At 72.8% G+C, this 12122-nt stretch carries 10 protein-coding genes; 4 read left to right on the forward strand and 6 right to left on the reverse strand.

Translation table 11 applies throughout. The annotated features are described in order from the left end of the window. Positions 1-225 precede the first annotated feature (225 nt). Positions 226-804, forward strand: a complete 579-nt coding sequence (locus ACQP2Y_RS38475; RefSeq protein ID WP_433721263.1) for a dihydrofolate reductase family protein — start codon at positions 226-228, stop codon at positions 802-804. Here the strand turns inward: ACQP2Y_RS38475 and ACQP2Y_RS38480 are convergent. From ACQP2Y_RS38480 to ACQP2Y_RS38505, 6 genes are all read right to left on the reverse strand, one after another. Next, positions 786-1496, reverse strand: a complete 711-nt coding sequence (locus ACQP2Y_RS38480; RefSeq protein ID WP_433721265.1) for a helix-turn-helix domain-containing protein — start codon at positions 1494-1496, stop codon at positions 786-788. The genes ACQP2Y_RS38475 and ACQP2Y_RS38480 overlap by 19 nt on opposite strands. A 46-nt stretch (positions 1497-1542) precedes the next feature. Then, on the reverse strand, positions 1543-2511 hold the full coding sequence (locus ACQP2Y_RS38485) for a hypothetical protein (RefSeq protein WP_360831902.1): 969 nt from the start codon (positions 2509-2511) through the stop codon (positions 1543-1545). Then, entirely contained in the window at positions 2508-4997 is a 2490-nt protein-coding gene (locus tag ACQP2Y_RS38490; RefSeq protein WP_433721267.1) for an AAA family ATPase, read from the reverse strand. The genes ACQP2Y_RS38485 and ACQP2Y_RS38490 overlap by 4 nt, the downstream gene beginning before the upstream one ends. Beyond that, a complete protein-coding gene (locus ACQP2Y_RS38495; protein WP_433721268.1) occupies positions 4994-6145 on the reverse strand; it encodes an exonuclease SbcCD subunit D in 1152 nt (383 codons plus the stop codon). Before ACQP2Y_RS38495 ends, ACQP2Y_RS38490 begins: the two co-directional genes overlap by 4 nt. A gap of 53 nt (positions 6146-6198) precedes the next feature. Beyond that, positions 6199-7959: an ATP-binding protein gene (locus ACQP2Y_RS38500; protein WP_433721270.1), complete on the reverse strand. Its 1761-nt coding sequence runs from the start codon at positions 7957-7959 to the stop codon at positions 6199-6201. Positions 7960-8054: 95 nt separating this feature from the next. Further along, the gene (locus ACQP2Y_RS38505; protein ID WP_433721271.1) at positions 8055-8762 is read right to left on the reverse strand and encodes a pyrimidine reductase family protein; all 708 of its coding nucleotides are present in this window, start codon (positions 8760-8762) and stop codon (positions 8055-8057) included. 225 nt (positions 8763-8987) lie between these two features. Between ACQP2Y_RS38505 and ACQP2Y_RS38510 the strand changes: the two genes are divergently transcribed. The 3 genes from ACQP2Y_RS38510 to ACQP2Y_RS38520 all read left to right on the forward strand — a co-directional run bounded on the left by ACQP2Y_RS38510 (position 8988) and on the right by ACQP2Y_RS38520 (position 12071). Continuing rightward, positions 8988-10004: a LacI family DNA-binding transcriptional regulator gene (locus tag ACQP2Y_RS38510; RefSeq protein ID WP_433721272.1), complete on the forward strand. Its 1017-nt coding sequence runs from the start codon at positions 8988-8990 to the stop codon at positions 10002-10004. Positions 10005-10151: 147 nt separating this feature from the next. Next, complete coding sequence (locus ACQP2Y_RS38515) at positions 10152-10913, forward strand: amino acid-binding protein (protein WP_433721274.1); 762 nt, start codon at positions 10152-10154, stop codon at positions 10911-10913. A 90-nt stretch (positions 10914-11003) separates the two neighbouring features. After that, positions 11004-12071 (forward strand): GNAT family N-acetyltransferase, encoded by a 1068-nt coding sequence (locus ACQP2Y_RS38520; protein WP_433721276.1) that lies wholly within the window; start codon positions 11004-11006, stop codon positions 12069-12071. The last annotated feature ends 51 nt before the right edge of the window (positions 12072-12122 follow it).

Genomic DNA, 12122 nt, shown 5'->3' on the forward strand with positions numbered 1-12122 from the left:
CGCCCAACCAGCCCAGCGCCAGCCCCGGGCAGCGGAGTGGGCGGCCTCGGCCATCCCGCCCGGCCGGGCCGGTGGGTCGGTGCCGCCGGCGTGCCGGGTGGCCAGGCTGAAGCGGTCCCCGACCACCTGGCCGTTCGGGTGGCTGTCGTTTCCGTCCAAGACGGCGGCCGTGGCCGCGTTCTAGCGTGGATCCGACCGCTCCCCCGAGCATGAGGAGACAGCACCATGCGTGACCTGGTCTACACCGGTTTCATGTCGCTGGACGGCGTCGTGGACTCGCCCGGCGGCGGGCCGGGCGAGGAGCATCGCAGCGGCGGCTGGGTGGTCAAGGACCTCGAGTTCGTCCCGGAGGCCTGGTCGCTGAAGGGTGAGGAACTCGCCGACACGACGGCGCTGATGTTCGGCCGCCGCAGCTATCAGGCGTTCGCGTCGATCTGGCCCGGTTCCGAGGACCACGCCGACTACAAGGACCTGCCCAAGTACGTCGTGTCGAGCACGCTGACCGACGACGCCCTGGTCGACGGGTGGGGTCCGACGACGATCCTGCGCTCGACCGAGGACGTCGTCGCGCTCAAGCAGGGTGAGGGCGGCGCGATCTTCATCCACGGGAGCGCCGAGCTGGCTCGGCGGTTGTCGGACGCGGGCCTGATCGACCGGTACCACCTGCTCGTCTTCCCCGTGCTGCTCGGTGCCGGGAAGAGCTTGTTCGACCGGGCCGACCGGGACAAGCACATGCTCACGCTGCGGGAGTCGGAGAGCTACTCGAACGGGATCCTGAAGCTGGTCTACGACGTCAAGCGCTGATCCAGATCGAGGGCGATCGCGCCGCCGTCGCCCTCGCGCAACTGCCTCGCGGTGCGCCCGACGTAGCAGCGCAGGGCCCGGGCCAGGTGCGGCTCGTCGAAGTAGTCGAGCTTGGCGACGACGTCGGCGGCCGGGTCGCCGCCCGCCAGCAGCTCCGCCGCTGCGCGGGCCCGCTCGATCTGCCGGACCGCGCCCCGGGTCATTCCGGTCGCGGCGCGGAACCGGCGTTCGACCGTACGCTCAGAGACGTCTGGGCGGTGACCCCGCAGCACGTCGGCGACAAGCGGGTCCCGGACCACGATCCCGCCCTGGACAAGACGTGCGACGAGGGCCTCCGCGTCATCTGGGCCGGGAGTCTCCCAGCGCGCACCGTCCAGCCGGAATGTCCGGCGCGTGGTGTCGGGAAGCCCGATACCGCCGTCGACCAGCGCCGGGGTGGGCACGGCTCGCAACGAGGTGCCCACGGCGAACTCGATGCCCATGAAGGTCGCGCCCTCCGGCACGGGCGCCGTTCCGGTCCGGGTCTCCGGACCGGTGACGCCCGCGTACGCCTGGCCGGCCTGCGTCCAGAACACCAGGCCCCAGCGCACCCCGGCGACGGACGTCATCGCGGTGACCTGCTCACTCACGCAGGTCCACACGGCGTCGACCCACGGCGAGTCGGACCGGCGCGTCTCGAACCGCAGTCCCACGGGCAGAAAGATACGCCGGAGGACGGCGCGGCGGAGGGCGGCGGGGTCAGCGGCTCCGGGCGGTGGCCAGGGTCAGGGCGCGGTGCAGCACCCGCGCGTCGCCCAGCATCCCGCGCAAGCGCCGCTCAAGACCCGCGATCGGCACGAGGTTCTGCGGCGCGCGGGGGTCCTTGTAGGACGACGAGGCGAACCTCGGCAAAGTCGCGGACGACAGATCCGCCAGCTCGATCGCCTCGGCCGGGGTCAGGTCCGGGGAGCACTCGATCCGGACGATGCCCGACCACGGCGCTCCCGAGGCGCCCGGCAACCTGAGATACCAGGACCAGCCGCCCCAGACCGTGCCCATCTGGAAGACCGGTGTGCGCTGGGTCGGCCGCAGTGAGGTCACCACGGCGGTCAGCGCCGCGGGCAGATACTGCTTCTGCTGCGTCTTCACATAGCCGATCGTGCGGGGCAGCTGCCTCCTGTTACGCAACGGGCCGTCCACCACCAGCAGGTCGGCGCCGTCCGAGCCGCCGTCGCGGGCCGCGCCTGAGATGTCGATCTCCAGGGCGGTCAGGGGCGCCTGGACCGCGGCCGGCAGCTTGCTTGCCTCGCCGGTGCCGCTGACCCGGTGCACCTCGTAGCGCACCGAGCCGGCCTGGAGGTCTTCCGCGCTCGGCGAGGCAGTGAACAGACCCCGGGCCACGCGCGCTCCGGCTAGCTCCGCGATGCCGTTGCGCAGGTCGCAGCGCACCACGCCGGCGGCGTACGAGGCGGCCAGGCCGGCGTACGACAGGCCGTCCTCCTCGGCTGTCCACAGGCCGGCGTCGTTGCGGCGGACGCCGTCGACCAGGAACACCACGTCGGGGCAGCGGACCCGGGACGAGACGTCGATCGGGGCCCACTGGTCGGCGGGCACCTCGACGTCCGTGTCGACCTGCGCGCTGCTGGGCGACGCCGGGCCGTCCGACGAGTCGCCCTCGAACGACGCCCCGTACGACGGATCCCAGGCGTCGACGAACATCCGCGTCACAGACCAACCCTTTCCACATAAGCCGTACGGGCGTCCTTGTGCACCTCGAACCGCACCGGTACGCGTTCCGCCAATGCGTTGACGTGGGTGACCACCCCGACCATCCGGTCCCCGCGGGCAGCCAGGTTTTCCAGGGTCGCCGCCACCACGTCCAGCGTCGCCGCGTCCAGGGTGCCGAAGCCCTCGTCGAGCACGATCGACTCCAGGCTGGCCGCTGTCGTCGACATGCCGGCCAGCTGCTCGGACAGGGCGAGCGCCAGCGCGAGGGACGCCTGGAAGGTCTCGCCACCGGACAGTGTGCGTACCCCGCGCCGCAGGCCCGCGTCGTGGTGGTCGATGACGAAGAACTCACCCTTGTCGTGCATCAGGTCGTACTGTCCCCCGGTCAGCTCGCGCAGGATCCGCGACGCGCCGTCGACGAGCAGATCCAGCGCCTCCTCGAGCAGCCAGCGCTCGAAGTTGTTGGCCCGCAGGTGACCGGCCAGGGCCTTGGCCACCCGGCCGTCGCGCAGCAGGGTGGCGCGCTGCTCGGCGAGCTCCCGGGCCTGCTCGCGGCGGTCGACCAGCCGCTGCCACGCCGCCTCGGCCCGTTCGGCGGCCACCGCGGCGGCCCGGATGAGGTCTGCGTCGGCGCCGCCGGACGGCGCATTGAGCCCGGCGTCGGTGAACAGGGTCAGCACGGCCGCGCGGGCCTGCTGGGTCTCCGCGTGCGCGGCCTCGACCGCCGCCGCGGCCTCGGCGCGGGCTGCCTCCCGCTCCCGGGCGGACGTCCGCGCCCACTCGACCAGCGTGGACCAGGCCGCGGCGAGGTCGTCACGGTCGGCCGGCGGGGGCGAGAACCGGGCCACCGCGTCGCGGACCGTGTCGAACGAACGCCAGGCCGTACGCTGCTGCTCGTCGGCCGCCGTGACCGCCGCGTGCGCCCGCCGCTGGGTGTCGCGGGCCTCGCGGACTGCCGCACCGGCGTGGTCGAGCTTCTTCTGCAGCTTGGTGAGCTCCTCCAGCTGCCGGCGCAGGGCGTCGACGCCGGGCGAGTCGGCCAGTGCGGCGCGCACCTCGGTGAGCCGGGACCGGTGCTGCTCCAGCTGGGCACGCTTGCGGTCGAGGCCGCGCTCGAGCTCCCGCGCCACGGCATCGCGCTGCTTGAACGCTGTCGACGCCACGTCCGCCGCCGCCCGGGCCGCCTTGCCCGTGCGCTCGGCTGCCTGGACCGCCGAGCCCTCCGGCATCGGTGGCACCTCGGTCACCGGCTGGGCGCACACCGGGCAGTCATGACCGGCCGTCAGGTGCGCCCGCAGGGCAGCCGCGCGGTCCAGGGTCTGGGCCTCGGCGTACTCCAGGCGGGCCTGCTCCAGCAGCTGCTCGGCACCGGTGTGCGCGGCCCGGGCCAGGTCGGCGGCCGCCACGGCGTCCTTGTATTCCACCTCGGCCACGGAGACCTCGCCCGCGAACCACTCCGCCTGGCCGGTCAGCCTGTCCAGTTCGAGGTGGCGGTCCAGCAGCAACCCGAGCGAACCCGCGTCACCGGCGGCGGCCAGCTCACCCCGTACCTTTTCCTCGCGCTCCTCGGCCGCGCGCACGCCCGCCGCCGCCTCCTCGGCACCGGCCCGGGCGGCGGCCGCGGCCTCGGCGACCTTGGCGCTGCCGGCCGGCATCTTGACCCGGGCGAGCACGGCCAGCTCGCCGGCGATCGCGTCGCGGGCTGCGGCCAGCTCCGTCTCGCGGACCCGGACCACGCTGAGCTGCGGCACCGCCTGCTCGACGGCCCGGGTCAGCTCGCGCATCGCGGTCAGGCGGGTCTCGGCGGCGTCGACCGCCTCGTCGTCGGCGTCGGTCAGCCCGGCCAGCAGCTGGTCGAGGGTGGCCAGCTGGGCCTCCGCCTTCGTCGCGCGGGTCGAGGCCTTGGCCTGGACCTCCTCGTAGACGTGCAGGCCGAGCAGGTTGACCAGGATCTGCTGGCGGGTGGCCGGCTTGGCGTGCAGGAAGTCGGCGAACTGGCCCTGCGGCAGGATCACGCAGCTGGTGAACTGCTCGTACGGCAGCCCGACCGCCTCGACGATCGCACTGTCCATCTCGGCCGGGGTCCCGGCGAGCACGTCACCGAGGTCCTCCAGGCTCATCCCGGTGTCGAGCCGGGTCACGTCGAAGCCCGGCGGCATGAGCTGCAGGCCCGCGCCGGCCGTCTTGACGTTGCCCCGGCCGTCGCGGCGCACCACCCGGGTCGCCACGTAGCGGGAGCCGGCGGACTCGAAGACGAGCCGCACCCGGGCCTCGGTGGCCGAGGGCGCCAGCGCGTTGCCGATGCCGCGGCTGCCGCCCCAGCGGGGCACACTGCCGTAGAGGGCGAAGCAGATGCCGTCGAGCACCGTCGACTTCCCCGAGCCGGTCGGCCCCACCAGCGCGAAATAGTCCGCGTCGGTGAAGTCGACCGTGGTCTCCTCCCGGAAGACCGTGAAACCGGCCATGTCGAGCCGTAGCGGCCTCATGAGTGGGTGCTCACCTCGTCGTAGAGCTCGTCGAAGAGTTCCCGGACGCCTTCCTCGGCGTTGCCGCGACTGTCCAGATAGTCGCCGAAGAGCTGGCGGGGGCTGCGCCCGGCGCGCTGCGCCATCCGCTCCCCGGCCCGGTCGGGGACCATGTCCGGATCGATGCGCACCTCCAGGGCGTTGGGCAGGAGCTCCTGGACGTCCTCGCGCAGCCCGACCCGTGGCGTCTCACGGACGAATACACGCAGCCAGGCATCCGGAAGGTTCACCGTGGCGAGCTGATCGAGCGAGCCGCGCACGGTGCGCAGCGTCTTGGCCGAGGTCACGGGCACATCGCGGACTTTCGCCGCCTTCTCGGCCGCGACGTCCACGATCGCGACGGAGCTGATGTTCTCCTCCTCGCCGAAGTCGACGGCGAGCGGGCTGCCGCTGTAACGCACCGGGCAGGGGCCGATGACCGCCTGCGAACGGTGCAGGTGGCCCAGGGCGACATAGTGCGTGCCGGGCGGGAAGACGGTTGCCGGGACCGCGTACCCCATGATGGTGTGGGCCTCGCGCTCGCCACCGCCGGCGCTGGCGCCGACCACGGTCAGGTGGGCGGTGAGCAGGTTGACCACGCCGGGCTCGCCGAAGTCCTCCGCGAGCCGGGCGATCAGCCGCGCGATGTGGTCGGCGTACGTCTGGCTGGCCTCGGCCGCGGTCAGCTCGTACATCTCCACGGCGCGGATCGCGTAGCGCTGGGAGAGGAAGGGCAGCGCGGCCAGCCGCCAGCGCTCACCGCCGGCGGTCGTCCCGGTCAGGATCAGGTCGTCGGGCTTGTCGCGCACGGACCCGCGCAGCGTGATCCCGGCCGCCTCGGCCCACGGGCGCAGCGCGTCCAGCGCCTGGCCGTTGTCGTGGTTGCCGCCGATCGCGATCACCGTGGCGCCGGTCTGCCGCAGGGCGGACAGCGCCCGGGTCACCACGCGGACGGCGTCCGGTGAGGGCGCGGCCGTGTCGTAGAGGTCACCGGCGATGATCACGAGGTCGGGCTGCTCGGCCCGGGCGATCTCCACGACCTGGCCGAGCACCTTGATGTGTTCCTCGTGCCGGTTCCGGCCCTTCAGAACCTTCCCGACGTGCCAGTCGGACGTGTGCAGGATGCGCATCGCTCTATCTTTCGCCGTTTGGTGTTGACGTGCGCCGGAGGCGCCCTGGAAGGCTAGAACGGGATGTCGTCGTCGGACGAACCGCCGCGGCCGCCGACCACCGCGAACGGGTCTACCCCCTGCACGATCGAGCGCATCGTGGCTGCCGGGGGCGGTCCCGACTCGGACTTGCGGGTGGCCCAGGCCGGGAACGGGAACTCGACACACAGTGGGACGGGGATGTCCGGCTGGTTGACGAACATCGTGCCGGGCCGGGCCAGCAGGGCCCGCTGACGCATCGCCGGGGGCAGGAAGCCGTATTCCGGGCGGGACGCCTCGGCCGGGTCGAGGCGGCCGACCACCCGGATCGCCGAGTTGGTGACGATCCGGCGCTCCACCTCGCTGGCCGTCTGCTGCGCGCCGATCAGGATCACGCCCAGTGAGCGGCCGCGCTCGGCGATGTCGAGCAGCACCTCCTTGATCGGGGACGAGCCCTCGCGGGGAGCGTATTTGTTGAGCTCGTCGAGCACGACGAACAGCAGCGGGCGGCCGGTGCCCGACTTCTCCTTGTCGTCGAACTCCGTCTTGAGGGTCACGCCGACCACGAAGCGCTGCGCGCGGTCCGGCAGGTTGTGCAGGTCGACGACGGTGACCTGGGCGCTCTCGGCGGTCTTGATCTGGTGCGGGCGGCGGGCGGCGAGGTCGCCGCGGATGAGCCGGGCCAGGTCGCGCTTGCTGCCGATCAGCCGGCGGGCGAACGCGTTGACGGTGCCCATGTTGACCGCGCTGCCGGCCCAGGTCGAGCGGGTCTCGTCGTCGGTGAGCTGGTCGACGACGTGGTCCACGAGGTCGCCGTACGAGGACAGCCGCCGGCCGTCGATGCTGATGCCACCCTCGGCGGGCACCGCGTGCCGGGCCAGGTGCGCGGTCACCGAGTGGACGACCATCGTGTACTGCTGGCGTTCGTCGTCGGCGTCGGCGAAGACGTACGGCAGCAGCCGCTTCTCGCAGAACTCCTCGAGCGTCCAGTAGAAGCTGTCGACCCCGGTGAGCCGGCTCTGCACGTCGGGCGCCCCGGAGGAGTCACCGGCCCGCGGCGGCGCGTAGACCCGCACGTCGGGGAACGGGGTGGCGGGCAGGCCGAGCCGCGCGTACGCCGCCTCGGTGGCCTCGTCGAGCTTGGTGTTGGGGTGGTCGAGGAAGAGCAGGTCCTCGCCCTTGACGTTGAAGATCAGGGCGCGGGCGTTGACCGCGTCGCCGCCGAGCTGCCCGGACCGGAACACCGAATAGAGCAGGAAGGTGGCGAAGCTGGTCTTGGTGGCCACGCCCGAGATGCCGGAGATGGACACGTGCGCGCCGCGGGTGCCGTCGAGGAAGTCGGCGTTGAGGAAGACCGGCACGCCGTCGCGGCCGGTGCCCATCGGGACCCGCCGCTCCATCCGGTCGAAGTGCAGGGCCGCGTCGCGCGCGGCGCCGGAGGCCCGGTGCACGACGGCGCCGGGTGCGGGCGGCACGTAGAGCTCCGGGTCGACCCGGGTGGTGGTGATCTCGGCCGCCTCCTGCACCAGGGCCGGCAGGGTGCCCTCGGCGATGGCGAAGACGTCGGAGTCGAACTGGGCGCCCTCGTGCCGGGCGCGGACCTGGGTCACCACGCCGGCGATCGTCACCGGCTCGCGGCCGGGCAGCTCGCGCTTGGTCACGACGACGTCGTCGAGCTGCAGGTAGCTGCCCGGCGTGACCGCCGTCCAGAACTGCAACGGGGTGGCGTCGGCAGTGCCGAGGACACGCCCGACCGGTTCGCTTACTTCGACCACTTCGTCAGACACGCCGATCATGTTGCACCAGACGTATGACAAACGACGGACGGCACGTCGGTTGGCACGCGTTGTCCACAACTTCTAGGGGTCATCCACAGGTTTGTCCACAACTTCTAGCGGCTGCGGGCGTACCGGAGAAAAAGCATGTCCCCGTCGGCCAGGATGCCGGCCAGCGACATCTCCCGCGGCGGGCCGTCGGGCCCGGCCGCGATCCGGCCGGCACCGCCGGCGACCAGCCGGGGCGAGATCGTCAGGCACAGCTCGTCGACCAGATCGGCGGCGATCATCGCGCCTAACAGGTGCGGGCCGCCCTCGCAGAGCAGCTGGGTCGCGCCCCGCGCGTGCAGCTCGCGGACCGCCGCGGCGAGGTCGACCGATTCCTCACCTACCGTGACGATCTCGGCCACTTCAGCCAGGGCCGCCCGGCGATCGACGGGCGCTCCGGCGTGGGTGACGATCAGCGGCCGGATCGGCGCGTCCGAGAAGACGAGCTGCTCGGGATCCAGATCAAGAGAGCCCGAGACGACCACCATCAGTGGGAACTCGCTCAGGCCGTGGGCCCGGCGCCACTCCCGCGCCGGCCCGGTCAGCCGTAACGCGTCGTAGTTCTCGGTGCGGACTGTGCCCGCCGCGACCACCAGCGCGTCGCAGAGCATCCGCAGTGTGTCGAAGATCATTTTGTCGCCCGGGCCACCGAGGCCGGCGGACTTGCCGTTCACCGTCACGGCGCCGTCGATGCTGGCCACGAAATTCACCCGCAGGGTGGGCTCCGGGCGACGCGGATAGCAGGCGACCAGGTCGGCATCCTGGACGTCGATCACGGTGAAGCCGGGCCCGTGACCGGCGGGGTCGGCTCGACGGGACGGTGCTGGCAGTCGCACCACGACCCGCCCCGGCAGTCCTCGTGACGGCGCTCGCGGCAAGCGTGACAGATCATTCCTGAACCCTAGGCGCCCGGCGTCGCCCGGGCAGCCCGGAACCAGGCAAGGTCAAATCTGACAGCGTACGGGCGAGACATCGGCGGTCCTGAGGGCGATAATGCCCGGATGACCAGGCAACCCGTCCGTGCACCGGGGCGACCGACGCTCGACGCCGTCGCGGCGCGCGCCGGCGTCGGCCGCGGCACCGCATCGCGCGTCCTGAACGGGTCGTCGCAGGTCAGCGCGCAGGCCAAGGCCGCCGTCGAGGCCGCCATCCAGGAGCTGGGCTACGTCCCCAACCGGGCGGCGCGCTCCCTGGTGACCCAGCGGACGGACTCGGTGGCGCTGGTCGTCTCCGAGTCGCAGGAGCGCGTCTTCGGCGAGCCGTTCTTCGCCGGCGTGTTGCGCGGCATCAATGCGGCCCTGCTCGAGACGCCGCTGCAGCTGTGGCTGGCGATGGCCGCGTCCCCTGAGCAGCGCGAGCGGGTCGAGCACCACCTGACCGGCCAGCACGTCGACGGGGTCCTGCTGCTCTCCCTGCACGACGACGATCCGCTGCCGGCCGTGCTGCGCGAGCGCGGCATGCCGTTCGTGTTCGGCGGCCGCTCCGCGCGCGCCGCCGAGAGCGACTTCCTGGTCGACGTCGACAATTCCGCGGGCGCCCGCAAAGCGGTCGAATACCTGATCGGCAACGGCGCCCGGCGGGTCGCCACGATCGCCGGACCGCAGGACATGGAGGTCGGCCGGGCCCGGCTGGCCGGCTACCGCGCGGCGGTGAGCGGGCCGGAGCTGGTGGCGTACGGCGACTTCAGCGAGGCCGGCGGGGCCAAGGCGATGCGCGCCCTGCTCAACCGGGAGCCCGACCTCGACGCCGTCTTCGTCGCCTCCGACCTGATGGCCAGCGGGGCGTTGCGCGCTCTGCGTGACGCGGGCCTGCGCGTGCCGCAGGACGTGGCGGTCATCGGCTTCGAGGACGCACCGGTGGCCCGCCAGTGCGAGCCCCCGCTGACCACGGTCCACCAGCCCGTCGAGGAGATGGGCCGGCGCATGGCCGAGCTGCTGGTGTGCCGGATCCGCCGCGAGCCGGTCGAGATTTCCCACGTTCTGCTCGACACCCATCTGGTCCGTCGCGCCTCCGCCTGACCCGTCCTACCCTGAAGTGTGATTCCGGGCATATCTCTGTCCCTTGACGGCCGGGACACGGCGCCGCAACGGGTGCGAAACGCCGGTTGGGCAATCTGGGCGCTTGGGACGGCACTGCCGTGCCGTTCTCCAGACGGGAGGAGTTGCATGTTGCTGCGGGTACGGGTCACTCTGCCGGACCGCCCTGGAGCCCTCGGTCAGGTCGCGCGCACGCTCGGCGTCGCCGGGGCCGACATCGTCCAGGTCGTCGTGCTGGAGCGGCTCGGCGGGCGGGCCGTGGACGACTTCACCGTCGTCTGGCCGGGTGCCTCCCGCGTCGAACGACTCCTCGCCGGCCTCGCCGCCATCCCCGGAGTGCAGGTCGACGGCGTCTGGCGGGCGATCGGCGCACCGGTCTCCGGCGGTCACGACGCCGAGCTGCTGGCCCAGGTCGCGGCCAATCCGGCGGACGGGCTGGCCACGCTGGTCGACGCCGTACCCGGGCTGCTGGCCGCCGACTGGGCCGCCGCCGCGATCGTGCCGGCCGACTGGGCCGCGCGCACTGCCGCGCCCCGGCCGGTCCCGGTCGACGAGCCGTCTCTGCGCCTGCCGACCGGCAGCGAGCCCACGGTGACGTACGCGAGCTGGCGCGCCCCGTCCCCGCTGCTCCTGCCCGAGGTGACCCCGCTGCGCGCCCGGCCGATGACCGGATCCGACGGCACCCGGTACGCGGTGGCCCCGTTCGGCCGCGCTGGTCTGGTCCTGGTGATCGCCCGGAGCGACGACGACGATCTGCCCGCCGCCGCCTTCCACATCACCGAGGTCGACCGGATCGCCCAGCTGGTCCGCGCGGCCGCCGTGATCCTCGGTGACCGCCTCGACCGGGCCGGTGTGCCGTCCGTCGCCACGGCTGTGACTGACCCCTCATAGCCGTTCCAGCGGAAGCAATGCGCAGGTAACACCGGCGAGGCACGCTTAGGTTCGGTTCAGTGAGTCGATCCGGGAGAGGGAGTGCCGAGCATGGCGCTGTGGCGCATCAGGGCAACCGTCGAGGACAAGCCGGGCTACCTCTCCGTGCTGACCGCCAGCCTCGCGCTGCGGTCCGTCAACATTCTCGCCGTCCAGGTGCACACCACCGAGGGCGGCGCGGTCGACGACTTCCTGGTCGACGCGCCCGACACCATGTCGGAGCAGGAGCTGCAGGCCGCGATCGCCCGTGGCCGGGGTCGCGACGCCTTCGTCACGCGGGCCGAGGCCCAGGGCCTGGCCGACCAGCCGACCCGGGCCCTCGCGCTGGCCGGCCGGCTGGTGCACGACCCCGACTCGCTGGGCGAGGCCCTGGTCACCCTGCTCGACGCGGCCGAGGTGCGCTGGCGGCCCGAGGGCACGGTGGTGCTGCACGGCTTCGACGAGGAGCGGATGACGCTCATCGACCCGGCCGGCGGCAGCTACGAGGTGCTGCGGCCGGCGCCGGCCTTCACCCCGGCCGAGTACGCCCGGGCCCAGGCGCTGGTCGAGGTCAGCGGCGCCCTGGTGCGCCGCACCACCGACCAGACCACGCTGCTGCTGCCGGACGGCGCCGAGCTGCTGATCCGCGCCGCGACCGGCGATGACGTCGAAGGCGTACGGCGTATGCACGCCCACAGCTCCATGCTGTCGCGCCGGCGCCGCTATCTCGGTGGCGGGCAGATGCCCTCGGAGGCCCGCCTGCGCCGGATGCTCGAGCCGGCGAACGGCCTGACGCTGCTCGCCCTGCACGTCGACCCGGCGAGCGGCGAGGAACGGGTCGTCGCGATGGCCAACCTGCTCACCGAGGGCGACCTCGGCGAGGTGGCCCTGCTGGTGCAGGACGCCTGGCAGCGCCGGGGCATCGGCACGGTGCTGCTGCGCCGGCTGACCGCCTGGGCGGCCCGGACGAACTTCTCGGCCCTGGTGGCGCACACCGGTGCCGACAACGTCGCGATGCTCCGCACGCTGCGCCGCTTCGGCGTCGCGGACGGCGACCGCGACGGGGCTCTGCTGACCCTGACCCTGCCTGTCGCGGGTCACCGGTCGGCGAGCGACGAGACTCCTGCCACCTCCGGGTGACGGGTGAGAGCGGCGACGGCGGGCCTCCCACGAGGTCCGTCGTCGCCGATG

Source organism: Actinoplanes sp. CA-051413, assembly GCF_050955795.1.
GTDB lineage: Bacteria > Actinomycetota > Actinomycetes > Mycobacteriales > Micromonosporaceae > Actinoplanes.

Excerpts from the sequence above, each read along its gene's own strand:
- ACQP2Y_RS38475 (WP_433721263.1), top strand. The coding sequence starts at position 226 with ATGCGTGACCTGGTCTACACCGGTTTCATGTCGCTGGACGGCGTCGTG.
- ACQP2Y_RS38490 (WP_433721267.1), bottom strand. The coding sequence starts at position 4,997 with ATGAGGCCGCTACGGCTCGACATGGCCGGTTTCACGGTCTTCCGGGAG.
- ACQP2Y_RS38495 (WP_433721268.1), bottom strand. The coding sequence starts at position 6,145 with ATGCGCATCCTGCACACGTCCGACTGGCACGTCGGGAAGGTTCTGAAG.
- ACQP2Y_RS38500 (WP_433721270.1), bottom strand. The coding sequence starts at position 7,959 with ATGATCGGCGTGTCTGACGAAGTGGTCGAAGTAAGCGAACCGGTCGGG.
- ACQP2Y_RS38510 (WP_433721272.1), top strand. The coding sequence starts at position 8,988 with ATGACCAGGCAACCCGTCCGTGCACCGGGGCGACCGACGCTCGACGCC.
- ACQP2Y_RS38515 (WP_433721274.1), top strand. The coding sequence starts at position 10,152 with ATGTTGCTGCGGGTACGGGTCACTCTGCCGGACCGCCCTGGAGCCCTC.
- ACQP2Y_RS38520 (WP_433721276.1), top strand. The coding sequence starts at position 11,004 with ATGGCGCTGTGGCGCATCAGGGCAACCGTCGAGGACAAGCCGGGCTAC.